At 48.0% G+C, this 24,362-nt stretch carries 24 protein-coding genes, 3 pseudogenes and 1 riboswitch; of the genes and pseudogenes, 16 read left to right on the forward strand and 11 right to left on the reverse strand.

The features are described from left to right. From JCM10914_RS17060 to JCM10914_RS29305, 6 genes are all read right to left on the reverse strand, one after another. Positions 1-722 (reverse strand): DUF5704 domain-containing protein (locus tag JCM10914_RS17060; protein ID WP_231638690.1); only part of this gene is annotated, 722 nt, incomplete at its 3' end. A 656-nt stretch (positions 723-1,378) separates the two neighbouring features. Continuing rightward, positions 1,379-2,062, reverse strand: a complete 684-nt coding sequence (locus JCM10914_RS17065) for a copper amine oxidase N-terminal domain-containing protein (RefSeq protein WP_081739824.1) — start codon at positions 2,060-2,062, stop codon at positions 1,379-1,381. Between the two features lie 8 nt (positions 2,063-2,070). After that, entirely contained in the window at positions 2,071-2,307 is a 237-nt protein-coding gene (locus JCM10914_RS17070; protein WP_036718732.1) for a hypothetical protein, read from the reverse strand. A gap of 343 nt (positions 2,308-2,650) precedes the next feature. After that, positions 2,651-3,049 carry a YafY family protein gene (locus tag JCM10914_RS17075; RefSeq protein WP_023963328.1) on the reverse strand — a complete coding sequence of 133 codons (399 nt, stop codon included), beginning with the start codon at positions 3,047-3,049 and terminating at the stop codon, positions 2,651-2,653. A 137-nt stretch (positions 3,050-3,186) separates the two neighbouring features. Beyond that, positions 3,187-3,885 carry a hypothetical protein gene (locus JCM10914_RS17080; protein ID WP_023963329.1) on the reverse strand — a complete coding sequence of 233 codons (699 nt, stop codon included), beginning with the start codon at positions 3,883-3,885 and terminating at the stop codon, positions 3,187-3,189. A 295-nt stretch (positions 3,886-4,180) separates the two neighbouring features. Further along, a complete protein-coding gene (locus JCM10914_RS29305) occupies positions 4,181-4,321 on the reverse strand; it encodes a hypothetical protein (RefSeq protein WP_162834836.1) in 141 nt (46 codons plus the stop codon). Positions 4,322-4,581: 260 nt separating this feature from the next. Here JCM10914_RS29305 and JCM10914_RS17085 point away from each other — a divergent pair, with 260 nt between their 5' ends. From JCM10914_RS17085 to queF, 6 genes are all read left to right on the forward strand, one after another. Next, positions 4,582-4,947 carry a hypothetical protein gene (locus tag JCM10914_RS17085; RefSeq protein WP_023963330.1) on the forward strand — a complete coding sequence of 122 codons (366 nt, stop codon included), beginning with the start codon at positions 4,582-4,584 and terminating at the stop codon, positions 4,945-4,947. Positions 4,948-4,976: 29 nt separating this feature from the next. Then, the gene (locus tag JCM10914_RS17090) at positions 4,977-5,681 is read left to right on the forward strand and encodes an AIM24 family protein (protein ID WP_023963331.1); all 705 of its coding nucleotides are present in this window, start codon (positions 4,977-4,979) and stop codon (positions 5,679-5,681) included. A 103-nt stretch (positions 5,682-5,784) separates the two neighbouring features. Further along, positions 5,785-5,816: riboswitch (PreQ1 riboswitch) on the forward strand. 129 nt (positions 5,817-5,945) lie between these two features. Beyond that, a complete protein-coding gene (gene queC / locus JCM10914_RS17095) occupies positions 5,946-6,623 on the forward strand; it encodes a 7-cyano-7-deazaguanine synthase QueC (RefSeq protein ID WP_023963332.1) in 678 nt (225 codons plus the stop codon). Beyond that, the gene (gene queD / locus JCM10914_RS17100; RefSeq protein ID WP_023963333.1) at positions 6,620-7,111 is read left to right on the forward strand and encodes a 6-carboxytetrahydropterin synthase QueD; all 492 of its coding nucleotides are present in this window, start codon (positions 6,620-6,622) and stop codon (positions 7,109-7,111) included. Before queC ends, queD begins: the two co-directional genes overlap by 4 nt. Beyond that, entirely contained in the window at positions 7,104-7,883 is a 780-nt protein-coding gene (gene queE / locus JCM10914_RS17105; protein WP_023963334.1) for a 7-carboxy-7-deazaguanine synthase QueE, read from the forward strand. Before queD ends, queE begins: the two co-directional genes overlap by 8 nt. A 35-nt stretch (positions 7,884-7,918) precedes the next feature. After that, the gene (gene queF / locus JCM10914_RS17110; protein ID WP_023963335.1) at positions 7,919-8,416 is read left to right on the forward strand and encodes a preQ(1) synthase; all 498 of its coding nucleotides are present in this window, start codon (positions 7,919-7,921) and stop codon (positions 8,414-8,416) included. Positions 8,417-8,597: 181 nt separating this feature from the next. Here queF and JCM10914_RS17115 read toward each other — a convergent pair whose 3' ends face one another. Then, positions 8,598-9,068, reverse strand: coding sequence for a Dps family protein (locus JCM10914_RS17115; protein WP_023963336.1), 471 nt, complete (start codon positions 9,066-9,068; stop codon positions 8,598-8,600). Positions 9,069-9,298: 230 nt separating this feature from the next. Here JCM10914_RS17115 and JCM10914_RS17120 point away from each other — a divergent pair, with 230 nt between their 5' ends. Together JCM10914_RS17120 and JCM10914_RS29310 are read left to right on the forward strand one after the other, a co-directional pair. Then, positions 9,299-10,495 (forward strand): GNAT family N-acetyltransferase, encoded by a 1,197-nt coding sequence (locus JCM10914_RS17120; RefSeq protein WP_023963337.1) that lies wholly within the window; start codon positions 9,299-9,301, stop codon positions 10,493-10,495. 93 nt (positions 10,496-10,588) lie between these two features. Further along, complete coding sequence (locus tag JCM10914_RS29310; protein WP_081739826.1) at positions 10,589-10,891, forward strand: hypothetical protein; 303 nt, start codon at positions 10,589-10,591, stop codon at positions 10,889-10,891. A 74-nt stretch (positions 10,892-10,965) separates the two neighbouring features. Here the strand turns inward: JCM10914_RS29310 and JCM10914_RS17125 are convergent, their stop codons facing one another. After that, entirely contained in the window at positions 10,966-11,643 is a 678-nt protein-coding gene (locus JCM10914_RS17125) for a general stress protein (RefSeq protein ID WP_023963338.1), read from the reverse strand. 394 nt (positions 11,644-12,037) lie between these two features. Between JCM10914_RS17125 and JCM10914_RS17130 the strand changes: the two genes are divergently transcribed. Together JCM10914_RS17130 and JCM10914_RS17135 are read left to right on the forward strand one after the other, a co-directional pair. Further along, entirely contained in the window at positions 12,038-12,802 is a 765-nt protein-coding gene (locus tag JCM10914_RS17130) for a hypothetical protein (protein ID WP_023963339.1), read from the forward strand. A gap of 68 nt (positions 12,803-12,870) precedes the next feature. Beyond that, positions 12,871-13,110 (forward strand): NHLP leader peptide family RiPP precursor, encoded by a 240-nt coding sequence (locus tag JCM10914_RS17135; protein ID WP_023963340.1) that lies wholly within the window; start codon positions 12,871-12,873, stop codon positions 13,108-13,110. A gap of 97 nt (positions 13,111-13,207) precedes the next feature. Here JCM10914_RS17135 and JCM10914_RS17140 read toward each other — a convergent pair whose 3' ends face one another. Both JCM10914_RS17140 and JCM10914_RS17145 read right to left on the reverse strand, forming a co-directional pair. Continuing rightward, positions 13,208-15,109 carry a HAMP domain-containing sensor histidine kinase gene (locus JCM10914_RS17140; RefSeq protein WP_197286854.1) on the reverse strand — a complete coding sequence of 634 codons (1,902 nt, stop codon included), beginning with the start codon at positions 15,107-15,109 and terminating at the stop codon, positions 13,208-13,210. A gap of 153 nt (positions 15,110-15,262) precedes the next feature. Continuing rightward, positions 15,263-17,155, reverse strand: coding sequence for a HAMP domain-containing sensor histidine kinase (locus JCM10914_RS17145; RefSeq protein ID WP_023963342.1), 1,893 nt, complete (start codon positions 17,153-17,155; stop codon positions 15,263-15,265). A gap of 664 nt (positions 17,156-17,819) precedes the next feature. Here JCM10914_RS17145 and JCM10914_RS17150 point away from each other — a divergent pair. From JCM10914_RS17150 to JCM10914_RS17165, 4 genes and pseudogenes are all read left to right on the forward strand, one after another. Then, positions 17,820-18,500: a hypothetical protein gene (locus tag JCM10914_RS17150; protein WP_023963343.1), complete on the forward strand. Its 681-nt coding sequence runs from the start codon at positions 17,820-17,822 to the stop codon at positions 18,498-18,500. A gap of 86 nt (positions 18,501-18,586) precedes the next feature. Next, on the forward strand, positions 18,587-18,790 hold the full coding sequence (locus JCM10914_RS17155; protein WP_023963344.1) for a hypothetical protein: 204 nt from the start codon (positions 18,587-18,589) through the stop codon (positions 18,788-18,790). A gap of 108 nt (positions 18,791-18,898) precedes the next feature. Beyond that, entirely contained in the window at positions 18,899-19,288 is a 390-nt protein-coding gene (locus tag JCM10914_RS17160) for a hypothetical protein (RefSeq protein WP_023963345.1), read from the forward strand. A gap of 190 nt (positions 19,289-19,478) precedes the next feature. Further along, positions 19,479-20,194: pseudogene (locus tag JCM10914_RS17165) on the forward strand (peptidylprolyl isomerase). A gap of 61 nt (positions 20,195-20,255) precedes the next feature. Here JCM10914_RS17165 and JCM10914_RS17170 read toward each other — a convergent pair. Beyond that, entirely contained in the window at positions 20,256-22,367 is a 2,112-nt protein-coding gene (locus JCM10914_RS17170; protein WP_023963347.1) for a class I SAM-dependent methyltransferase, read from the reverse strand. Positions 22,368-22,467: 100 nt separating this feature from the next. On the opposite strand from JCM10914_RS17170, the pseudogene JCM10914_RS17175 reads away from it, so the two are divergent. Together JCM10914_RS17175 and JCM10914_RS17180 are read left to right on the forward strand one after the other, a co-directional pair. Further along, a pseudogene (locus tag JCM10914_RS17175) lies at positions 22,468-23,186 on the forward strand (3-ketoacyl-ACP reductase). A 227-nt stretch (positions 23,187-23,413) separates the two neighbouring features. Continuing rightward, positions 23,414-24,335, forward strand: a pseudogene (locus tag JCM10914_RS17180) (AEC family transporter). Positions 24,336-24,362: the final 27 nt, after the last annotated feature.

Below are 24,362 nucleotides of genomic sequence, written 5' to 3' on the forward strand. Positions count from 1 at the left end.
GGGTAGAAGGCCCCGGAGCGGTTTGTGCTGTATGACGGCGGTTGATAGCCCTGCGGCGTAATGGTGATCTGTTCACCGGGCAGCGCATAATTCCGTAGTACGCCTTGCTGGATGCGGTAGATTTCTAGGTTATCGATCACCCAATAGGAGTAAGGTCGCTGTACGGTGTAGCGTTCGGTGACGGTTTCTTCCTCGGTTTGGGGATCCGGAATCGTGGTTGGATTCCCGTCCGGACCTTCCGGTCCTTCCTGCCCGGGATCCCAACTGAGCGACCAGGTCTTCTCCACGTTCACTTCGAACGTGCAGACCCCACTCATGTTGACAAAGGTATGCTGAAAGAGATAGTTCCGCGCGATAATGTTGCCGTACAAGCTCTCAGAGGTCGGGATGCCTTGCAGCACATCAAAGCGTTCGCTTCCGCGCTGATCCGCTAGGATGCGGGCGGTGACGACCGGGTCCATGTACCGTCCGTTAAGGGTCTGACCCGGTGTGGGTGCGGTGCATGAAGCGGTAGAAGGGTCTGGAGGAGGCGGCCCTTTCTCTTCGTAGTAAAAATACAAGTAATAAGTCGGAAACGATCCGTCGTAAGTAAACCGACCCGGATCGCCTGGTGTGATGGAACCACCGCTAGGAGGCGATACCGTACTTTTCTTATGACCGACATAGGTGTAGTCTGCATTCCCCGGTGTATGGGTGAACGCGTACGGCTGGTTCTTCTCCAATACTTCTTCTCGATCTGAGAAGACACTTCCGATAGAACGACCTGTCGTGGTATAGTGCTTAATGAGGCATTGCCGCCTTCTGGTTCAAGTTCGATCTCGAAGAGCATTGGAAAATAATAACGTAATCCTCTAACATTTTGATTTTGGTCATTCCTGGTGATATCCTCCGGGCTAGGTGCATCTAAATCTCCTATTACCTCAACAATAAAAGTAACAGACTCTGTGCCCAGTCCCTGTATACTACCCACAATATTTGGAACATAACGATAAGAAACTTGTGGTGCTCTATCAACCCATAACTCTTGCTTGTATCGGGAATAAAAATATAAATCTTCACCGTTGGGGTCAGTCATGGTTGGATCAAATTTGGTTACTGCCACTCTTTTAATTTTTCGATTAGGTATATCAAAGGAGTAAGTAAAAGGCATCCTCTTATTTTTTTCTCCTTCATATCCTTCGGGAGTCCAATTTACTCCATCAGAGTATCTCCAGATATCATAGGAAAACAACCCTACAAAATAATGAATATTACGATTGCTTGGCTTAGGAGTGGTCGGTAAAGAAGCGAACACACATTCAAACAATAAGAGATTAGCTAATAACACTACTAATAAAGATGCTATTAATTTTCGGCTCTTTTTATTCAAACACCACACCTACTGCCTAAATGGATTTTGTAGTAGCTCTAAAGAATCTGAACCACGGTCAAATCCAATATATTCAGCTTTGTGTAGATTAAAAGACATGTAATTTTTGTCGCCCTCACGTAATTCATCGCCTTGACTTGTTGTCTGATAGGTAATAGTAACTGTTTGATCAGAGTTTTTTTCATGACTCATATTGCTTCGGAATCGTGCTCTATCTCCTTCACCTAAATAGAAAATATTCCCTCTCCCAAGCGAATACCTCACTCTTACAGCCTGATATTCATTTATTTTAACTGTCCATACATCATAAACAGTCACTTGCCCAAACTTCAGTGGAAGATCGTCAATAGTAAAAACTCGCACACTAGACTTATCTTTAATCAAGTATTTATTAGTAGAAACTAAATCAATAAACTTTTTACTAATCGGTTGCTTGGCTATGTGTGACTTTTCAATATCCGGAACCTCTTTCGATCCAATCCAAGCCCAGTTCCCGACCTGATCCCAGCTAACCGGAATACCCAGATTCTCACTTACGAATCGTAATGGAACATAAGTACGCCCCTTGATAGATTTAGCTGGTGTGTCCATCGTCACTTTCTTTCCATCGACGACAGCCTCTTTACTTCCAATTGTAAGGACGATGGAACGCCCATCCTTTTTGTAGCTGACCGTCTTGCCGCTGAATCCGATCTCAGCCTTTAAGCTTCGCCTATTCCTCGCAGCGGCACCTGTACACGTCCCTGCTCAAAGATTGGATCGCCTCCTTGGAACTTCACTTTGCGTCCATCAACCAGCACGGCTAATTTAGGGCTACCAACAGCGTCCGCCTCCACTATCCAGGGATTGTACAATCCGAACACGCACACACTGCACAGTAGAATAGCCAATATTCTCTTTCTACTTCTCGTCCAATGATCCATACATTTTCTACTCATTACATTTCTCCTCGTAAAATTAAGATACTATCCCTTATTGATATCCATATCTCCTTCCTACGCCCTTGCTTAGGGACATCTCGCCGCATTCTCTCACATTTACACATCCTATACAAAATTTGTAATGTGATCGAAATTGGAATTATTTTATCACAAATCCGCGATAATATGGGATAATATCCCTATTTTAATACAAATGGACCATTGTTCCCCTACTGACCTGCGCATCCCTGCAAAAGACCGGAACCCAAAAACCCCCAACGGCTAGCCACACAATCGTGTACTAGCGGTTAGGGTTAGCCTGGAATACGTGGCCTTGGCCACTTCTATAAAGGGATCAGACTTATATACTCGAGGAGGAGTCATCACGATCTCCTGCCTGAATTTCGGCTTTCTCCGCACTTTGCTTGTATACGGCGGCCAACACTTTCTCATAAGCGCTTTCAAATTCATCAGGCAACAGCGGCTTGATCTCTTCCAGCACCGTCATCAACTTGAATAAAGCTTGGACCTCATCTTCCGTTAACCCAAGTGGATACAATGCAAAATGTCCAATAAAGGTATATCCTCGACCTCGACCTTGATGCGTGATCGGGATATGCATCGCACTCAAAGCGTCCATGTCGCGATAAATCGTGCGCTCGCTTGTGCCGCAACGTTCGGCCAGCTCTCGTGCCAATATTCCTGGTCTAGCCTGTACAAGGGTAATGATTCTCATTAGTCGGATCAGTCGGTCTGTCATATAGCATTCTCCCTATCTCTCTAGTAAATTAGACGTAGTTTTATTGACTGTCAGATAGTACATTCGACCCTCATACCATTTTTCCTTTTTTATATAAAGATTCTTAATAACCAGTTCATAATTGAGTCTCAAGTCCCTTATGTGTTCGCGACATCACCAGGTGATTGACGATATGTATCAATATACAGACCGCTTAGTTTATACAACATATCTGCCTGTTCCAAGTAATCAGTATCCCGAAGCCGAGTAGCATGCATGAGCAATTCATCGGCTTGCCGCCGTATCATGCCCTCTCCCTCAGCCAAATTTCCCTTCTCCAATTCCCCCCTCGCCCGGTCCAGGACCGTAGCATTCTGGAGTAACCTCAGCGCTTTATCCACTCGAGCGTTGGCCTTACGATGGTTCAACGAAGTGTGATTACTGAATTGAAGCGGCAGCGTCTGCGAAGGTTGGAGAACGGATTTCTGCTTCAGTACGTCCCAATATGTCCAGAGAGCCGTGATCAACGGATACACACCAGAGGCACGTCCTCCGATCCTAAACTCCAGCCCCAACTGCCTCGGCTTTCCTTCCGATAACGAGCCTAATGACAGTGTAAGATTACGATCATTCAGCAGTTGGCCTTTACACCCGTACATCTGCACCAATTGAACGCGTTCACCTAATTGAAGGTGCAACTGGACCTCATCAGCGAACTGCTGACCGAAGTGTACAGGCACTGCGGTTGACTTATGAACACCAGCCCGCCACTCGATCAGCAAAAAAACCTGGCTCGTACCGCCAGCGGATACCTGGGTATGACTCCATGTAAAATCAGAATTCAAGCCTGACTGCATCAACATATCCACCTCTTTCCTCTTCTTCTAATAATGTACCAATAGAGATGGACACCTTACTGTCATGGAACGTATGTTCCTATACCCATTTCGACAAAAAAAGACCACAGCCCTAGAGCCATGATCTGATTAATGAGTATGTCTATCCAATTATATATGAAAAAAAGCCCTATACTAGTTCGAAGGACTCGCTTCATTTATCCTGAAAAATAAAAAAGATCCGGATGAACACGCTCACCGGGTCTCGTCGCTTCCGTTCATAATGGATATAATGGATATCAGTTATATCAGTTGCTTATCCTCTCTCGCCTTCCCCTTTGGTTCGGGCAGAGCCTTGTACAGGGGCATAAGTGACTTTATCAATGATCAAGCCATTGCCTACCGGTTTGCCATTAACGGTGATCTTAATTTTCTTCACATTGCTCTCGTTCATCATCAGCGTAATCTCCTTTTATATCATCATGCTTACTTAAGTATTTACCCTAACGCCGAGACCACGAAACATGATAACATTATCACCGATTCACATCATGACTATGAATGGTAATAACATATAGAAACTGTAAAATAAGAAACCTGTCGTATTTTGATTCGTATGAACTATAAATGATCGAATGGTGGTGATCCCTTTTGTACAAGCCTGTAATATCAAGGCTAATTCGAGTGACTCTGGTTTTGACGCTAGCGGGGATCGCGATGGGGACAACAGGGCGTCAGGCAAACGCCAACTATATCAGTAACTTATACGATAATATTCAGCAATTCTCCGAACTGCCCCAGGAAGTGAACAATCTCAAGAACAGTTATAACCAGACGATGGAGGAACTCGATCGAGCCCGCCTCAATGCGGAACAATTACAGCAGCAGAACGCCGATCTTGCCGAGCAAAACAGGCAGTTGACGCAAATGGTAAGCCAGTTGCAGGAATCCGAGGCCGCCAGAAGCCGCGGTGTGGAGCGACTGAAGACGGTCGCCTTGACGGCTATAATGCTGGCTGTCCTGTATTTTGTCCTTATACGAGCGCTTCGGTTCGGCATGCGCCGCATGAATCGTCTCAAATAATAATAGACAGCCCTACCAGGAGGTGTGCCATGATTATTCGAATGGAGGATGCAGCAGGGAGTGGAGCCGGACAGGCCGTCACCTTCTCCCTAGCTGAAGGAGATACGACGCATGTACTCCACCCTGAGCAAATTGTCGCTTACCGTGGCCCCTCATCGGGTCGTAGCGATCGTATCATGAACGTAAAGGGCATTTATCGTAAAAAAAGGCTGGTTCGGGCGGACATCAAAGGCCCCAGTCAATTTACAGCTGCACTACCGCCTGGTTTCAGTATGCATGAAATTCAGCTACAAGGCGAGCAGGACATGCTATACGATTTCCGACATGTGTTCTTCTATACGACTCACGTCACGATGCAAACGCGCATACTAAAGATCAAGAACATGCTGGTCACACGTGACGCCGTTAAAATGAAGTTCTCCGGCCAAGGCAGCATCGGCATTCTTACCCAGGGTCCCGTCTGCAAAGTGAAGCTGCATCCGACCGAGCCGCTCTATGTGGATGCCGGCAGTATCATTGCCTACCCCGAAGCGGCCAAGCTCGATCTGACCGTGTACGGCAATCATCTGGCGAGCCAACATATGAACTATCACTGGAAGTTGACCGGTGAGGGCTACGTCCTGTTCCAGGCCGGCCGCCAGAACCAACGTCTCGTAAACGAGTTGAACGATGAAGGAATCGTGAAACGCTTTTTGCGGGAAGCAATTCCCTTTGGCGGAGTGTTTATCAAATAGAGGACACGTGATATAATGTAGGGCGTAGTACGCACGTGGCTGCATCGTCAGATTGCGGTCATTCACAACAGAAGACAGTCCATGCCCCACATCGGGATATGGGAGAGGTTCGTGAACTCCCTCTATAAAAAACTATCGTGTCTTATTTTTCGTATAACGAAATAAGGCTTGTTTTTTTGCGGATTCAGTTCAAGAACTTCTCAATTCTTCTACGGGTATTGCTTCACGGCAGCCCTAATTTCTGAAGAAATGAGAGGTTTTTTTATGCTTAAAGATGAAAAGGCTGTTGTTGTTTTCAGCGGCGGTCAAGATAGCACCACCTGTTTGTTCTGGGCGAAGGAGCGTTTTGCAGAAGTAGAGACGGTGACTTTCGATTACGGACAACGTCATAAACTTGAGATCGATTGTGCCGCCCAAATCGCGCAGGAGCAAGGCGTGAAGCAGACCGTGCTCGATATGAGCCTGTTAAATCAACTCGCTCCGAATGCGTTAACTCGGGATGACATCGAAATCGCGGAAGGCGAAGGATTACCCACGACCTTCGTCGATGGACGCAATCTATTATTTCTAAGCTTCGCCGCGGTGCTTGCTAAAGGAATCGGTGCCAAGCATCTCATCACTGGTGTATGCGAGACTGATTTCAGCGGATACCCCGACTGCCGGGACAGCTTCATTAAATCGCTCAATGTCACACTCAATCTGGCGATGGACTATCCGTTTGTCATTCATACGCCCCTGATGTGGCTAGATAAATCGGAAACGTGGGAGCTTGCTGACCAGATGAATGCATTGGAATACGTGCGGGATCATACGTTGACCTGCTATAACGGCATCAAGGGCGATGGCTGCGGGGAGTGCCCGGCTTGCAAGCTAAGACGAGCAGGACTCGATCAATACATGAAGCGCCGGAATACCACCTCCGAAGGAGGGTCCTTGGTATGAACCGCGAACCCGGGATTTTCCGCATCGTAGAACAGTTGCAACAGTTCGGCGAGGATATCAGACTTAAAGACCTGCGTTATCACAGCAAGCGGGTGCTAGTATCCAAAGAGTTTACGTTCGATGCTGCCCATCATCTGCACGCTTATGAAGGCAAATGCAAGAATCTGCACGGCCATACGTACAAGGTAATCTTCGGAATCAGCGGTACACCGAATGAAGTCGGCATTACCGTGGACTTCGGCGATATTAAGGAATGTTGGAAAGCCGAGATTGAACCCTATCTGGATCACCGTTATTTGAATGAAACGCTGCCGCCTATGAACACAACGGCTGAGAATATGGTTGTCTGGCTGTTCGAAAAAATGGAAACCGCACTGTCCAGCCGGGAATCACATGTACAGCAGAACATGCGTACGGAATTCGTTCGTTTGTTCGAAACGCCCACCAGCTACGCGGAGGTCAGACGGGAGTGGATGTACCATGAATAGCCATAACACAACGACTCCGTTCAAGACCAATTCAGCTACGGCAGAGCGTCCAATACCGGTCATGGAAATATTCGGTCCTACCGTTCAAGGCGAAGGGATGGTGGTCGGCCGCAAAACGATGTTCGTCCGCACCGCCGGTTGTGACTACCGCTGCTCCTGGTGCGATTCGGCCTTCACGTGGGATGGATCAGCAACCGACACGATCGCTCGCATGAGTGCCCAAGAGGTATGGCAGGAGTTGTATCGCTTAGGCGGGGAACGGTTTGACCATGTTACCTTGTCAGGCGGCAATCCTGCCCTGCTCTCCCAGCTAGGCTCGCTCATCGATGAGTTGCATCGCCACGGCATTACCATCGCAGTGGAAACACAAGGCTCCCGCTGGCAGGATTGGCTGATGGACATCGATGAAGTCACCATCTCGCCTAAACCGCCAAGCTCCGGCATGACAACAGACTGGGGCAAGCTGGATGAGATTGTGTCCAGGCTGTCCGGCAGACCACCGGGAAGAGGCCTAAGCTTGAAAGTCGTTGTATTCGACGATCAAGATCTCGCCTATGCGGAGACGGTTCATGAGCGTTACCCGAATGTTCCGTTTTATCTGCAGACCGGCAATCCGGATGTTCGTACGGACGATAAGAACGCTCACGTTACCTTCTTGCTTGATCGTTATGAGCAGTTAGTGGATGCCGTCATGCAATCAGATCGCTTAAATGACGTGCGGGTTCTCCCGCAATTGCACACCCTCGTGTGGAGCAATAAGCGCGGAGTGTAGATTTTACTATAAATATAAATAAGGAGCTATCAGCTATGGCCGGAAGACAGAAAGAAGAACTCGAAGACGTAACCCTGCTCGGCAATCAAGGCACGAAATATACTTTTGAATATGATCCTGGCATCCTGGAGAACTTTGATAACAAGCATCCATACCGGGACTATTTCGTCAAATTCAACTGTCCCGAATTCACAAGCTTGTGCCCGATCACGGGCCAGCCGGATTTTGCGACGATCTACATCAGCTATATTCCGGATATCAAAATGGTTGAGAGCAAATCCCTGAAGCTTTACCTGTTCAGCTTCCGCAACCACGGGGACTTTCATGAAGACTGCGTGAACATCATTATGAATGACCTGATCAAACTGATGGATCCGAGATATATCGAAGTTTGGGGGAAGTTTACGCCACGCGGCGGCATTTCCATCGATCCATACTGCAATTACGGTCGTCCAGGAACAAAATACGAGGAAATCGCAGCGAATCGTCTGATGAATCATGACTTATACCCCGAGACGGTCGATAATCGATAAAAAAAAAGTTGCCCACATTGAGTGGGCAACTTTTTTTAGAATTTATTATATAAATCACCTGATATCCGTTACGACGGCTATTCCATGGTTCACAGCCGCCAGGCAAGGCAGCGCTACTCATAAAGCATTGTCCGCTTCAGCCACATCGCGGATCGTTCCTTTATATCAGTGGTCCACTCGCTTATTTGCCCAAGTACGCGCTCAGCATCCAAGCATGCTTCTGGACGTTGCTCATCATGCCGGTTAACAGATCAGCCGTAGCATCGTCATGCTCTTGGCCTGCAGCATCGATCCCGGCTTTCAGTTCTTCGGCGAGTTGGCGGAAATCCGCAACCAGCTGGCCTACCATCTGCTCGGCACTCTCCTCATTCGAGGCTTCCTTAAGCGTTGCAAGCTGCAAATATTGTGACATGGTTGCTGCCGGCTTACCGCCAACAGCCAACAGGCGCTCTGCCAGTTCATCCACGTAACCAGCCGCCGTATTGTACAGCTCCTCGAACTTCTCGTGCAACACATAGAACTGGGGACCTTTGACAAACCAGTGATAGTGGTGCAACTTCACACCGAGCAGACTCCAGTTGGCCACTTGCACATTCAGCACATGTTGAAGGTCCTGCCCTGTTTGCTGTTGATTCGTCATCACTTTACTCATATTTATCGTCTCCTTTATGATGGTTGATTTTTTTATAATTAAATTTAGACTTAATCTAAATCCTTGTATTAATCATATCAAATTCCAACTTATATTGCAAAGATTATCAGGCTCTTTTCCATGAAGATATGATGAAATTCATACCATGCAATTGGAAAGGTTTACTGGATATTTAACAGACTTAGACTTTATACTGGTGTTAGCGACATACATAGGGAGGCGTCAACCGAGTGAACATTACCATTATGCAGAACCATCAACTCAAGCAAGCTGTTGAATTGTCTGATCGTATCTTTCTCAAACAACCGGAGCAGCGTTCCATGGGAGTATCCTTCCCTCCGATCTTCTCCCCGGGCATAAGTCATTCCTATGGCGCATGGGATGATCAGAAGTTGGTATCCTTTATGGGCTTTGTACCTTATACGATGCAAATTCATGATGCGAAGCTGAATGTATATTCCATCGGCTCGGTCTGTACCGATCCGGACTATCGGGGGCAGCGACTGGCGGGCTCCATTCTGGAGCAATGCTTCCGTCATGCCGAATCTTCGCTTGCGTCCCTGATCTTTATCTCTGGCGGTCGCTCCCTTTATACCAGGGCAGGCAGCCGGCGATTCGGGCGGGCGGTTCGTTATCACCTTCTGCCAGGCAATGCGGAGTCGCTCCGATCAGCAGGCAATCCCCGCTCCAAGATTCGAAAGATGCAGCCTGAAGACCTGTTCAAGCTCCACGCCGTTATGGAGCAGCGCCAAGCTCGGTATACGACTACGCCTTCCGAGCTCGACAGATTACTTGGGGCCAGCGCGTATTCGAATGTCATTCGTATGCAGCAGCAGGTGCTGGTTGCAGAAGATGGCGGACAGTTGATTGCTTATGCTATTATCGCCGTACCGGGCATGGAATTAACCCCTTCAAGAGAAGCTACGCTCGTCGAGTGGGGAGGACAGCCGGCAGCGGCTGCACATATGATAGGTGAAGCGATTCAATCCCTCCACCTGCCTGAACTAACCGTACCGCTGGCTTGGCAGGATCAACAACTTGCAACACTCCTCCATGCAGCAGGCGCTACAAGCGAGACCATTCAAAATGACGGAACTGTCTATGTGGTTAGCGGCCCGCAGCTGTTGTTGCAACTTGCATCCTGCTGCCGGAACATATCATTGAAGCTGCAGGCGATCATGGACCATACCAACTGCATCTGGCAGAAACAACCTTGCAACTTGATGATGAGGGTCTGTTATCGATCTTGTTCGATCCAGAGTCACCTTATCGTGCAGCGCACAACATTCCATTCGACCCCATTCCTTTGCCTTATACTTCAGGTCTACAATATATTTAGCATTACAAGTAATAGCGCATCCGACACCTCCCACGAGGGTAGTTACGAATGCGCTTTTTCTCTGCGTCTGGCTATTCTCTTGCAATAGTAGACTAATGCCTATTTTACTATGGATAAGTGCCCCATATCTCCGCTATGACATAGGATGTGGTAAGCTGCTTGACAGAAAGAGGTGCGCGGCATGAATAATAAAGATAAGCGAGCTCTCACCCCAGGGATTCCCGGTCTTTTCCCCGGTTATCCATATTATCCGTATCCGCCATATTATCCTCCATATCCTATTTATCCGTATCCACCATTCCCGCCAGGCGGTGGACCATGGTTCCCTGGAGGACCTGGACCGTGGCATCCGGGCGGCCCAGGCCATGGCCATGGACCATGGCACCCCGGAGGTCCCGGGCACGGACCTGGTGGTCCGGGACACAGACCTGACGGGAACGACTCCATGCGCGGATCGGCAACCAAGCGCAAACGTCGCTCGTGAGGCGGATTGGCAAAGGCAATAACCAAGAATGGCGAGTGCAGGAATCACCTGCACTCGCCATTCTTCATTCAAGATTAATCTTTTCTCACCGTTTCTTCGCGATCCGGGCTTATGATTTCCGGGCTAACCGCACCACCGCGACCATCGCCATAGCCTTGATATAGATTCGGATCCGGCACCGCATCCTCGGTAGCCGCCGCTGCTTCATTATTGGAATCAACCGGCGCTTCGGTGCCGCTGAACATGCCGCTTTCGCGGTAATGATGTTCATTCAATGCGTCGTTGCTCCGGAATATATCATACACCTGACCGCCTTTGGATTCATCGGCATCCACCATCAACAGGATATGTCCTTCATCCACATAACCTCCATATTCCTTGGCGTACTCCTCCGGAATACCAAGTCCGATCAGGCCGCCGACCAATCCGCCTGCACCTGCTCCCACCGCGGCCCCGGTCAGCGTCGCTGCAATAGGACCTGCTGCAATGATAGGCCCAGCACCTGGAATCGCCAATGCACCAAGCCCAGCCAACAATCCCGTCACGCCGCCAAGTACACCTCCGGTTGCAACTCCGGATGCCATGCCTTCAGGCGCCTTGGTGCCGGTCTCATTTTGTATCGTTGAAGATTCTCCGCGATCTTTAGCTAAGACAGAGATTTCATCGGCTCTGAATCCTTGTTGCTTCAATTCCTCGATTGCACGCGTAGCTTCCTGTTCCGTACGAAAAACGCCAACAATTTTGTGAGTCATATGAATAACCTCCTATAGTGATCGTTTCGTTTATCTTAATTTCACGGGTACATCCCTAACTTAAACGCCATCCGCCTTCATCAAACAACAAATCCAGACAAATACCCACATAACAATGATTGGGAATATTTGACTAATATTGCATTTATGCTAAACTAGCAAGTAAGCAATCACCTTAAAATTGAATAGGTTGGTGGTATCATATGAACTGGTTTAAACCGTTCGAAGATGATCTTGAAGTGGTGTTCTCCGCTTGCGAGGCTCGATTGACACAACTTCCCCCACCACTTGATGAACTCGGTCTTTCGTATCTGAAATTATTTCACGTATTCGAACACGACAGCTCCAAGAATTACATCTGCTATCTGCTTCCCTTCTGGATGAAAGACTCACTTTGCTTCCCACTGAGGTATACCGCCATCTGGCCACCACGAACATCATGGGCATGCTCTACTATTTCATTCAAGACGATATTATGGATAGCCCTCACAACAACCCATCAACGTTCAACAAGAAACACTATCTCACACTCGCCAACCTGCTATATTACGAATTTATTACCTCCTACCAGATCTACTTCCGACCGGATTCTTGCTTCTGGAATTACTTCCGTACTTATAATGACGAATGGGCAGAAGGCGTTATGCATGAAAGCAATCGCGATTATTTCCAGAATGACCCCACTTCGATTGCAAAAAAAGCAGCCCCCGTCAAACTCGGAAGCACAGGAGCGCTGCTGCTCTCCGGGAAACCTGAACTCATTGCTCCTACCAATGAAATGATGACCCAAGTCCTGATTACATTACAAATGATGGATGACTGGACCGACTGGGAGCAAGACCTTGCAGACGGCAGCTATAACTGCCTGTTGTCGCTCATCAAATCAGAACAGGGCAAATCGCAGGACGCTTCCCTTACCGTAGCTGAGGTGCAACAAGCACTCTATACCAACAATGTATTGAAGCCCTATGCTCAGATCGCTGCTCGTAATCATTCGATATTATCGGCTATCGATCTAGACGCGGTGTCACTTATCTCATTCCATCAATCGCTGGTGGATGAACTTATTGAAGATGCCAACTATATCGAATTTAACAGACAAAAGCTATTATATGGCGGATTAAACTATTATTTGTCTAATCAAGACACAAAAAGATAGATTTAATTTATATTCCATGGTATTCTTTAATAGTAAAATATAACCATTTCGTTGAAAGGGTGATTCTAATGACGACAGAAGCCATCTTTCAAACACAATTGATTCAGAAAGCATGGGAGGATCCAAGCTTCAAGGCAAAGCTGCTAAGTGATCCGAAATCCGCAATCAAGGAAATGCTGGGTGTCCGTATTCCGGACCACATCGAGATTGTAACGCTGGAAGAGAATCCGAATGAGTTATATCTGGTCATTCCTCCGAATCCATCAGGCGTAATCCAATCAGAAGCTAAGGAAAGAGCCATCTGGTAAAGACTACATACAGCGTAGTTAATAATCATACAATATCGGTACACAGGAAGAGTGGGGACCTAATCGCCATTATCGCCCGCCGCTTATGGAGTAAAGCCTACTCATAAGCGGCGGGAAGCGTAATGACGGCATCGGTCCCCACTCCTTGTTTGCTTGTATAATAAACACTGCCTCCCATCGCCTCGACGATCCGAAATGTCACCATCAGACCCAACCCCGTCCCCTTGGTCTTATTAGAGAAATAAGGTTCACCAAGACGCATAATCTCTTTCTCCGCCATCCCTTCACCATTATCCGTGACATGAATATAGACATTCTTCCTCTGCTGATAACAGCGGATTCGGACTAAACCCTCTTCGCCTTCCTTCAAGGCTTCAATACTATTCTTGATCATGTTGATCAGTGCCTGTTTGAATTTAGAGGAGTTGCCCCGGACCCATACTTCATGAGGAATATCAACGGTAATTCTTCCGCCCTGGAGGTGGGCTAACGGTGCGAGAATACCTTCAATATGCTTGAATTCATCCGATATCTTCATCACGCTTTCTTTGCTGATCTCCGGTTTGGCAAACGTTAAAAAATCGGTAATGATACCGGAGGCGCGATCAAGTTCAATGAGTGCCAAAGCCATATACTCCCGATCCGACTCCTTCGCCTTCCCGCTAAGTAGTTGCAGGAACCCTCGTGTCACTTGCAGCGGATTGCGCACCTCATGCGCAACGGAGGCCGCCAACTCACTAATAATCTCCATCTTCTCGGAGCGCTGCAGTTCATTATTAAACAACTCTAGCTGCTTAGAATATTGCAGAATCTGTTCATGATTCTTCGCGAAGTGACGACCAAGGATAACAATGAGAGAAATAATAAAGCTAACGATCCCCCACTTCCATAAAAAGAGATTATAACTGCCTCTGGTTAGAAAGAACTGGAGCAGTTCCGCAAGCCCGATTAAGGCAAACAACGCAAACCCAATGTTAAATATGACAGCATCCTTATTACCTTTGACCGCATAAAACATCGAACTGCCCACCAGCAGCACGAACTGCATAATCATCACGATTCCCATCACATGAACCGAGAAGAAATAATAGGTATGAAACCATTGATTAGCTGTCAGCAGATTCAATATTAGTAATAAGCCGCAGAACAGGGAGTAGCCTACCTGGAATCTTCGCAATTTGCGTAAGATCCCTTTCCAGCCAGGCCCGAATATTTTCTCAAAGAATAGACTGAACGATGGGAGCAACATAAACAACGCGATGTCGTATAAGCGAGTATAGAGATCACCATATTCCTCGAACATGGCATACAGAAACGGGGAGTAAGTAAACACCAAAATACCGACCGACAAAATAATGGAGGCCAAGGATAACACAGCGACGAGGTATTTGCGATGCAAAAACACAGCGCAGACAAGCATGATGAATGCAATAAAGATAAAAGCAGAACCGAGAATAATATCCACGATATTCGACCGAACAAACCGGTTAAGCAGCTCATGATACTCACCGACCATGATCTTTCCTTCCATGGTCACATGTTCTCGTGAAGTCTGAAGCCAGATATACATATCCTCGCCTGACATATTGGTGGGGAGAGGCAATAAAATATAATTCAGCTCATAATTATACGTGCGGATTGATTCGTAGATCTTCTGCTGGTCAACATAGATCGCAACCTGCTGTCCATGCAACTTATCAATTAGAATCGCTTGTAAATCGGACCGCTGTTCGGGAATGATCATGTGAATCCAGGCGGAGGTCTTTGCATGGGGCTTGGACGGCTCCGAAGCACCCGTTGCGGCCTCTAACCATAAATCTTGAGCAGAAGGCACTTGATCGGGAATTTCATCCGCGTCCGACCATTGGATTCGCCACTCCCGAATCACAGCCTCACTCGCTGTTTCGTTGGAAGCGGCATCGATACCGCCGGGGATTCCCTGGCATATTACGATAATGAGCATCAGCAGCACAATGATGATTCTCCATCGGGATCTCATGGACGCACCTCATACAATAAAATGAATAATTACCTTAAAATGAATAATTACCTTATTGTGTTATTCGATGCTCAAAAATCGAAACCTTCTATTTTTCTAGATTTTCTTCGAAAATAAATATGAAATGGAGTTATATCAAGTATCATCCAGCAGCTATTCCACGGCCGGAAAACGGAGGATGACCTCGGTTCCCTGCCCCTTCTCGCTTTGAAAATGAATACTGCCGTGCATCAATTCAATGATTCGAAACGTCACCATCAAGCCAAGTCCAGTCCCCTTCGACTTATTCGTGAAGTAGGCTTCACCCAGTCTGGCAATGTCACCAACCTCCATACCGACACCATTGTCTTTAATATGGACGACAATTTCTTCCCCTTCACCGTATGCCCATATCTGGATGTGACCTTCCGAGTCGAATGCTTCAATGCTGTTCTTCACAATATTAATCATTGCCTGCTTCAGCTTCGAAGAGTTGCCGGTGATAAAAAGCTCCTTCGTCTCATCTAACTGTATCGTGCCCCCATTCAAATTCGCCAACGGCTGCAGGATCCCTCTGACATGCTTGAGCTCCTCATAGACATTCAGTCTACTCTCATGCTCCAGTTCCGGTTTGGCGAAGGTTAAAAAATCAGTAATAATACCCGATGCGCGGTCAAGTTCCTTAAGCGCCAGGCCAAAATACTCCTTCTCGGTCCCTCTTGAGTTTTGGGCCAACAGCTGCATGAACCCCCGAGTTACTTGCAATGGGTTTCGCACCTCATGCGCGACCGATGCCGCCAGCTCACTAATAATCTCCATCTTCTCCGATCGTTGCAGTTCGTTGTTGAACAGTTCCAGCTTATGTGAGTATTGTACGACCTGCTCATGACTGCGGACAAATTTGCGCCCGAGCATAACGATCAGCGCAATAATCAGTGCAATCACCCCCCACTTCCACAAGAAAAACTCATACTCGCGGTCATGATAGTAGAAAGCGAACAAATCACTGAGCGTAGTCAGCGCCAGCGCCGCAAACCCGATCGAAAAAATGTAGGCGTCTTTATTGCGCTTGGACGCATATAGAATCGTCACGCCAATAAGTAACAACAACTGTACAATGATCAGGATGCCTAAGATTTGAACCGAGACAAGATAATATAAATCATAAATACCGTTGCCCGTTAGTACATTGACTCCAAGTAACACTACGCATAGGATGGAGTAACCCGTCTGGAACTTGCGACCATACCGCAGCAATTTGTAAGGTCCCGCACCATATATTTTCTCGAAATAATAGTATAAAGCAGGCAATACGGTTAGCAGAGCAAAGTCGAATATCAAGAGCCACAAGCTGCCAAGCTCCCCGTAAAAAGTATAAAGAAACGGTGTGTAGGTAATAAGCAGTGCACCGCAGGCGAGAATAATCAAACTAAGCGCAAGCCAGCTGGATATGGTGTACCTCGGTAAAAAAAGACAGCAGAAGAACATGACCACGGCGATAAACAGGAATGAACTTCCTAGTATAAAATCTTCCAAATCCTCTTTAATGAACAATCCCCGCAACGTCTCATAGTCACCAAATATAACGTCGCTTCCGATGCCTAGAGACCCTTCCATATCCGCATGGGACCAAATATAAAACGTCTTACCTGCGTCCTCAGGTACAAGTGGAAGCAGCAGCGAATGATTGGTGTAAGCGTAATCGCGTCTTTGCTCATATACCAATTCCAGTTCACGAAAGACGAGCACGTCCTGGCCCCTGATCCGATTGATCATAATGGCAGCCTGCTTCCCGTCATATTCCGGCACGATAAACCGGTTCCAGACCGAATTCACCGCATCTGCTGGTGATACATGAAAGTTGCTGGGTTCTTCGTCCGACCAGTCACTAGAATGTCGAATATTTCCGGGTGATACGCTGTCTTGCGGCTTACGATCCCATCTGAACTGCCAATCGAGTATCACGTTTTGGTTGTTATATGCATCCGCTTTTTCCGGTATTATCATCGTTGTTACAAACAATATCGGCAGCAGAAGCAGGAATATGTATCTATGCATATCCTTCATCTAAGTTAGCACCTCTGACCGTTCATAGTCCTGACCACGGAATTGTTGATAGAAACCTCTCCCCAGCCTGAATATTATTCGACAAACTTCGTGTTCATTCACATTCAATATAACATGAAACGAGAGCGATGAACGTATAAATTTTATCAGCCCATAAATAAAGAAAAGGTTGGCTCCCACCCATCGGTTTACTTTGGCGCAATCCTTCTTGTTTTTACGAATGAGAACTTGCAGTAAGTCCCGCTTTATCCAGCATTCGCAAGATTTCCTGGTTCAAGACTACCCAAGTAACCTGTCTGCCGGCTGCAAATATTTATCCATCACTTCGAAGATGTCATCAGGGCAAATTGATCCCAGAAATGCAACTTGGACAGATCGATGATGACCGAATCCGGATCTTGATTTGCGTCAGTTATTCGACAAAATACATCATGCTTCTAAAGAAGAGCTTTCCGCGAATTTCATACACTTTCGTTTCCTATCGGTTGATTATCATAAACCGTAAAAATTTCATACGCTTACAGGAAATAGGACAGACTAACGGTCGTGAACTTTACAATATGCGATTTCGACATCAAGGATTCAATCTCCACCGAACGGGTAAAGTCGAAGTATAGAATCAAAATCTTTATATGCTTTGGAATGAGAAAGGAGATGCAAAAAAATGCGTGACGAAAACAATCGCAATACTTTAGCCGACTTAACATATCTGGAATTCGAAGCTAAACGGAGAGTATCGGATACCGAGCTGATTCCGGAGGACGATATGAAGGATGTGAACACCTATACAACTCAAAGCCTTAGCAGCGAGCAAGCAGATCATATCGCTTACGATCAGAACGATTCAGCTCCAGCCGATGCTGATCCTAGCCTGCTTCATCAGGATCAAAGCGCCAACGAGGCATGGGAGCAGATAGCCAGTGAGGACGCGGCGATTGTTGCGGGGGAGGATACCGACGAGATGAACCGCGCTCATCCTTCCTCACCGGATATCGCACTGCAAGGTGAGGATGCCGCCGATGAGATCGCTGAACATGAGTGGAGATCCGTCGAAGGAGACATCCCTTCCCGCCCAGGCGATGATCTCGTAACTGAATCTTCGCTGGATCCGGTGCAGCGGGTAGAGATGGACGCGGCTATGACCGGCAGCGGGACAGCATTCATGAAACAAGATATTTTCAAAAACTTCCCTTCTGCTGAAGAGGATAGCGCTCCCTTGGAAGATGTCCCCGACGCAGATGCTATAGCGCCTAACAGCCCCGTCGACCCAGCAGCGCCACCAGTCGATCAAATGCACGGCATCGACTTGCTCAATGGCAGCAACGGTGAGGAAGACACTCGCTAAAGGTAAGTTCAGGACCCGCCTCCCGCCATTGCAGGATGCGGGTCTTGCCATTCATTTGATTATACATCTAAGGAGGCATTACTCTTATGAATAATCGACCTGATAAAGAGAATAAACAAATGGAACATGAGCACGGTCTAGTTATCGAACGGGACATCGATGCTGAATCAGGGCTTTTCCGTGAAGACTCCTATCCTGACAGTGAGGCCATACCCGATAGCATCCGGCATGAGAAACCAGACGGCAGCGATAGCAGCAATCGTGGAAACCAACCTTCATCCGCAGAATGAAGCACTGGGTAATAACCATTCCGTAACAAAACTTTGAATCCATCCTTTCACCCATGCTATACCTTCCAACATACACTACACCATATGACTCTGGAAGGATGATGCCATATGAAAGGACTGCTGACCCGCATAGGACAGAAGATCACGCTTCAGCAGCGCCTCGCCCTATTAACCGGACACCTGGCTGAGATTAACGCGCCCAATTCAGGTCTGGAACCTGGCCGAATTCAGCGTGTGTTTCCGAACCGATTTATCAAAGTACAGGGAGAACTGTTCGTTCCATTAAGCTTGAATTCCATTCGCGTATTCAATGTTTCTCCCCCTAGACGAAGTATACCTGTAGGAATTCGGACCACTTTCCCGACCGGAGGCGCTTTCAACCGAATACGAATTGTGCGAATCGGCACCGATTTCATTGAACTGCTGGGAAAGGATAAGAACCGTTCACGGATCTTGCTGCCCTTGAATAAAGTAGAGGGCATTTTCCCTATCAAATGATCCACAGCCTGAAGACTAGCCAATGACATCAGTACATGCTGAACCAAGCTTCCGGACGACTCCATGTCCGGGGGCTTGTTCAGATCTGGCGCCGGTTACACATCCAAACTTTAGTCGTACTCCAACATATGATAAGATACATACTGAATATAGACCAAATTTAGACAGATATACACAGGAGGAGTCAATGATGTTGAGATCACAGAAGCGCTTCTACCCCGCTCTCTTGGTTATTCTTGCCCTGCTGCTCGTTATGACGCATGCGGCCAGAATAACGACACAGGAGCAGGAGATAGTGCAACGGGCGGAAACGGCACATCGAATGAAACACCTGCCGAGACACCGCAAGAGCCGGAGACGGAAGGGAACGTTCCTGACCCGAACGCAAGCCACCCCGTGGTTACTATTGAGATGGATAGCGGGAAGACCATTAAGCTGGAACTATATCCAGAAGTAGCTCCGAATACGGTCAACAACTTCATCTCGCTGGTTGAGCAAGGCTTTTATGATGGGACAGGCTTTCACCGCGTCATTCCCGGCTTTATGATTCAGGGGGGCGATCCTGACGGAATGGGTACTGGCGGTCCCGGATACGGCATCGCCGGCGAGTTCGCGGCCAACGGCTTTGAGAACGACCTGCTGCATACGGAAGGCGTGCTCTCGATGGCCCGGGCACCAGATCCGAACTCGGCCGGATCCCAGTTCTTCATCATGGTCGAGGCTGCCCCGTCTCTGGACGGACAATACGCTGCGTTCGGCAAAGTGATTGAAGGAATCGAAGTGGCCCACGAGATCGTGGCGCTGGAACGGGACCAAATGGATAAACCACTGGAGTATCCCGTCATGAAAAAAGTAACGGTCGACACCCTGGGCGAAGATTATCCAGAGCCAGAGAAGCAATCTTAATTGTAAAGGACGGAATCCGTGGTTAACCTCTGGATTCCGTCCTTATTATTTATCCTTTATTTCATGGTGTGACTGGTTTCTCGATTACGAACAAACATGTACTGTCAGGCAAAACGACCGGTTCCCCCTGCTCATCCATAAATTCGATGCGTCCAGCCAGCGCCTCCGTGTATCCATCTTGCAAGTAGTGCCGCTTCTCAAGGATCAGCGCCTCCGGCCCCAATACCTGCGTAATACAAGCCACAAATTGTTCTGGGGTGAAGTATCCGAACTGTTCCTGTACTTCATGCACGTAAGCCTCCGGCCCCCAGGTATACGTATAGAGAAACTCCATTGCATCATTGACGGGCATCACGTACTCGTGCACCGAGAGTTGTTCATATGCTATCGTTCGACCTGCAAAATCTGCCGCATAACGTGCCAGCCACTCCGGCCCATTCGGCTCCAGAAACCGGATTCTCCGTTTAAGCGAGGCTTCTTCCGTCATAATCCCGTCACGAATAATGATTCGGCCACCAGGTGTTAACACGTCGTAGGCACTACGAAGCGCTTGTTTAACCGTATTCGGATTAAAACGGACACCATCGGTTTCAATATAAGAATACAATTCATGAAGAATGGACGAGAAGATCACGGTACTTACGCTTCCCGGCTCGACGTACTGATGCAGCCGAAGAGCATCTCCCTGCCTGACACACCATCGCTTCCCTTCAAGGCGCTTACGTTTCTCCAACGCTTCGATAACGTTAAGGGAAATATCGATCCCGATCGGACGCACATCAGGCATACGCTCCTCGATCAGATCGAGCAGAACGCCTCCTCCTGGGCCGATATCCAGAACCGTATCGCCGGTAATGAAGTCCAGAATAATCTGTTTATAATCGCCTGTACTATTCATATCCTTCAGGTAGCTCTCTTCGTTATGAAACCGATCATACGCATCGCGCCTGAGACCGAACAGGTCGAACAGCATCAATACGGCTTTCTCGTAGAGCGGTGATTTCTCCGCTTCGATGCAGAAATCGATCAGTTTATCCGCTGCCTGCGAGAATTCAAACGTGAAGAACAACGTATGCGGCGCACCCGGTTGTTCAATGATTCGATACTGTAAATGCGGATTCGCACTTGGCTTACCAATCAGGCAATCCTCCCAATCCAGTTGCCGCAAGTATTGTTCAATCATCCGTTTCTTATACACGTTGAGCTTCTTGACACCTTTATAATCGTAGTACATATCGTTCATCAGCAGCTCAAAACTAAGATGTGCCGCAGCAGTCGTTGGTTCGTCAACGGGAGATCGATCTTGCGGATCGGAATGCAGCGCGAGCAGCAGCACTTTCAGAAATTCCTCGAACGAGAAATCCTGCAGCGCAGCTTCCACGTACCAGAGCGTTAATGGCTGTAAACCGCGAAGGGCTGCATCAAGCTCCAGCCGCCCTTGCACATTCTCCAACGCCTGCTCGAAGTCCTCACCCTTGGCGATCGAGGCATGCCGCAAGCGCCGCAGCCGATCTTTAGAACTCCATGGCTTCGATGCGCGCCCATCAGCCATGCCTTGTATAAGGGATGTGATCTCGGTCTGAACGGCATCCCATAAGGAGTTCGATACAGCCCCGATAATACAGTGATTCAAGGATGTCAGCAGCCGCACCCACTCCTCGGACGTTAGCCTTCCCCGATCCATAAGCCGCAGCAGCGGAAAGCTATCCGCAAGCGCCACTTCCCCGCGAATGTGCTGTCCGAGCAATCCGTGGGTAATAATTAAAGCATGGACCATCTCCCCGCGCTCAGTCATGGTTCCATGAACGGCTTCCATATGCCTCTTATACAACTCTGCGGAACCGATATGATGCAGAAACAGATTGACCCCCGTCTGCTGCAGAGAAATCCGCTCACGCCTTGTGCCACCCTTGGCCGTCTCGGACCATGCCAGCACATCCTCCAGCAGCTCTTTGATCCAATAGGAGACTTGTAGCGAATCCAGCATAAGCAACGAGCGTTCCACGTAATCGAGGACAGGGTTGGCATCCGCCAATTCCCTGAAGGAGGTAATGCGTTCCAGATTTATGATTCTCTCCTCGGCAGAAGCGAGCATTTTGAGCCAGGGGCAGCTTCTCACCGCTTCTTCGTCCCCTTGACGAAAGGCACTAATTTTCTCCAGCGAGCGCAGCATTCGCAGTTCCCCCACTTCTTAGGATAAAATGTGTATGAGTGTCGCAATATTGTTACAAGTATATCAGATAGCCTTAATTATGATGAAGGAGTGAATGTAGATGAGTCTAAAGAACAAGACGGCTCTCATTACGGGCGCAGGTAAAGGAATCGGACGGGCGCTTGCCATTGCCCTGGCCAAAGAAGGAGTCCACGTCGGTCTGATATCCCGAACCGCAGCGATTTGGAATCTCTGAGTAAGCACATTGCTGATGAATACGGAGTCAAAGCGGTCGTTGCGGTGGGAGACATCTCTGTACAGCATGAAGCGGAAGCTGCCTTCGCCGCAGTGAACATGGAGCTCGGTTCCATTCAGATACTTATTAACAATGCCGGTATCGCCCAATTCGGCAACTTGCTCGATATGCAGCCCGAAGATTGGAAACGCATCGTGGACGTCAATCTGATGGGAACCTATCACATGCTTCGTGCCGCATTGCCTGGCATGATTGAACATAACGAGGGCGATGTCGTGAATATCTCATCCACGGCAGGCGAACGCGGATTCGCGACCGGCTCTGCTTACAACGCTTCCAAATTTGCCGTTATGGGACTGACCGAAGCCGTAATGCAGGAAGTTCGCAAGCACAATATCCGTGTCACAGCGTTGACCCCGAGCACCGTTAACACAGAGCTTGCGGTCAACGCCGGTCTCAAGATCGGTGTAGAGGATCGCATGATGCAGCCAGAGGATGTGGCCGAACTCGTACTCGCCGGACTGAAACTCCCGCAGCGCGTATTCATGAAATCCGCCGGAATTTGGACTACCAATCCGCAATAGATTCAGCGCCTCAAAAAAGTATAAAGGATGCACCCATTATTCGGCTCTGCGGATAATGGGTGCATCCTTCATTATGACCGACATGTTCACTCATCTTGCCTCATACCAGCCCCAGGCGCGATTTCGTTGTGCCATACGTGTAAGCTCATGATATAATGACAGGACGTATAAAGGCCAATCGAGTACGCTTCCTTACGTTATATTTATGGAAAGAAGATGACTACAGCATGATCGCCGACATTTTACTGGAAGTGGTACTTCCTATCTTTGTCCTGATAAGCTTCGGTATTATTCTTCAATATGCCTTCAAGCTGGATTTGTACACACTTGCCAAAATCAACTTCTATTACATTACGCCCGCGGCTGTATTTATGAGTATGTATGAGTCGCAGATGTCACCTACTGCTGGGTATGGTCGCCTTATTCTATGCCATCTATATCGCGATTCTCTATGTGATCAGTCTCGCGGTTGCCAAGCAGCGCAAGTTCAACCGCGGCATGAAGGCTGCTTTCACCAATTCCATAATTCTGGACAATTCCGGTAATTATGGACTGCCGATTAATGATTTGGCATTCAAAGGAGATGCGTTGGCTGGATCGATTCAGGCGCTGATCATGTCATTTCAGAGTCTGTTGACATTCACTTACGGTGTTATCTCCATTCAGGGTGCCAAGACGGAAGGATTATACAAACAGGCCATCATCGGCTTTCTGAAGATGCCGGTGCCTTATGCGCTCGTGCTCGGTATTCTGCTGCATGCACTCGCGCTGCCGCTGCCGGTATTCATTTCCCAGCCACTGATCTATGCCGATCAATCGATGGTCGCGATCGCACTGCTGACCTTGGGTGCCCAGATTATCAAGTATCCTTTGCGCCTGCGCAGACTGGATGTTTATCTCAGTGTTCTGCTGCGCCTGCTGATCGCACCTGCGATCGGCATCCTGATCGTGCTGATGCTCGGACTGAAGGGTATTCCCGCCCAGGCGCTGATTATTGCCTCCGGGATGCCAGCGGGGGTGAACTCTTCCATACTGGCAGAAGAATATCAGAATGAACCCGATTTCGCTGCACAAACCGTTCTTATTTCGACCATACTAAATGTTATTACCATTACTGGCTTAATTACGCTAGCCAAATTTATCGCCTAACTTATCGTAATCAGGAGGAAGTTACAC

Source organism: Paenibacillus sp. JCM 10914, assembly GCF_001315105.1.
Taxonomy (GTDB): Bacteria; Bacillota; Bacilli; order Paenibacillales; family Paenibacillaceae; genus Paenibacillus_AQ.

Coding starts and splice junctions, on each gene's coding strand:
- queF (WP_023963335.1), top strand. CDS start 7,919: ATGGCCGGAAGACAGAAAGAAGAACTCGAAGACGTAACCCTGCTCGGC.
- JCM10914_RS29310 (WP_081739826.1), top strand. CDS start 10,589: ATGAATAATAAAGATAAGCGAGCTCTCACCCCAGGGATTCCCGGTCTT.
- JCM10914_RS17155 (WP_023963344.1), top strand. CDS start 18,587: ATGAATAATCGACCTGATAAAGAGAATAAACAAATGGAACATGAGCAC.
- JCM10914_RS17075 (WP_023963328.1), bottom strand. CDS start 3,049: ATGACAGACCGACTGATCCGACTAATGAGAATCATTACCCTTGTACAG.
- JCM10914_RS17135 (WP_023963340.1), top strand. CDS start 12,871: ATGACGACAGAAGCCATCTTTCAAACACAATTGATTCAGAAAGCATGG.
- JCM10914_RS17070 (WP_036718732.1), bottom strand. CDS start 2,307: ATGAGTAGAAAATGTATGGATCATTGGACGAGAAGTAGAAAGAGAATA.
- JCM10914_RS17115 (WP_023963336.1), bottom strand. CDS start 9,068: ATGAGTAAAGTGATGACGAATCAACAGCAAACAGGGCAGGACCTTCAA.
- JCM10914_RS17145 (WP_023963342.1), bottom strand. CDS start 17,155: ATGAAGGATATGCATAGATACATATTCCTGCTTCTGCTGCCGATATTG.
- JCM10914_RS17170 (WP_023963347.1), bottom strand. CDS start 22,367: ATGCTGCGCTCGCTGGAGAAAATTAGTGCCTTTCGTCAAGGGGACGAA.
- queE (WP_023963334.1), top strand. CDS start 7,104: ATGAATAGCCATAACACAACGACTCCGTTCAAGACCAATTCAGCTACG.
- JCM10914_RS17160 (WP_023963345.1), top strand. CDS start 18,899: ATGAAAGGACTGCTGACCCGCATAGGACAGAAGATCACGCTTCAGCAG.
- queD (WP_023963333.1), top strand. CDS start 6,620: ATGAACCGCGAACCCGGGATTTTCCGCATCGTAGAACAGTTGCAACAG.
- JCM10914_RS17140 (WP_197286854.1), bottom strand. CDS start 15,109: ATGAGATCCCGATGGAGAATCATCATTGTGCTGCTGATGCTCATTATC.
- JCM10914_RS29305 (WP_162834836.1), bottom strand. CDS start 4,321: ATGATGAACGAGAGCAATGTGAAGAAAATTAAGATCACCGTTAATGGC.
- queC (WP_023963332.1), top strand. CDS start 5,946: ATGCTTAAAGATGAAAAGGCTGTTGTTGTTTTCAGCGGCGGTCAAGAT.
- JCM10914_RS17150 (WP_023963343.1), top strand. CDS start 17,820: ATGCGTGACGAAAACAATCGCAATACTTTAGCCGACTTAACATATCTG.
- JCM10914_RS17085 (WP_023963330.1), top strand. CDS start 4,582: ATGGGGACAACAGGGCGTCAGGCAAACGCCAACTATATCAGTAACTTA.
- JCM10914_RS17125 (WP_023963338.1), bottom strand. CDS start 11,643: ATGACTCACAAAATTGTTGGCGTTTTTCGTACGGAACAGGAAGCTACG.
- JCM10914_RS17080 (WP_023963329.1), bottom strand. CDS start 3,885: ATGCAGTCAGGCTTGAATTCTGATTTTACATGGAGTCATACCCAGGTA.
- JCM10914_RS17090 (WP_023963331.1), top strand. CDS start 4,977: ATGATTATTCGAATGGAGGATGCAGCAGGGAGTGGAGCCGGACAGGCC.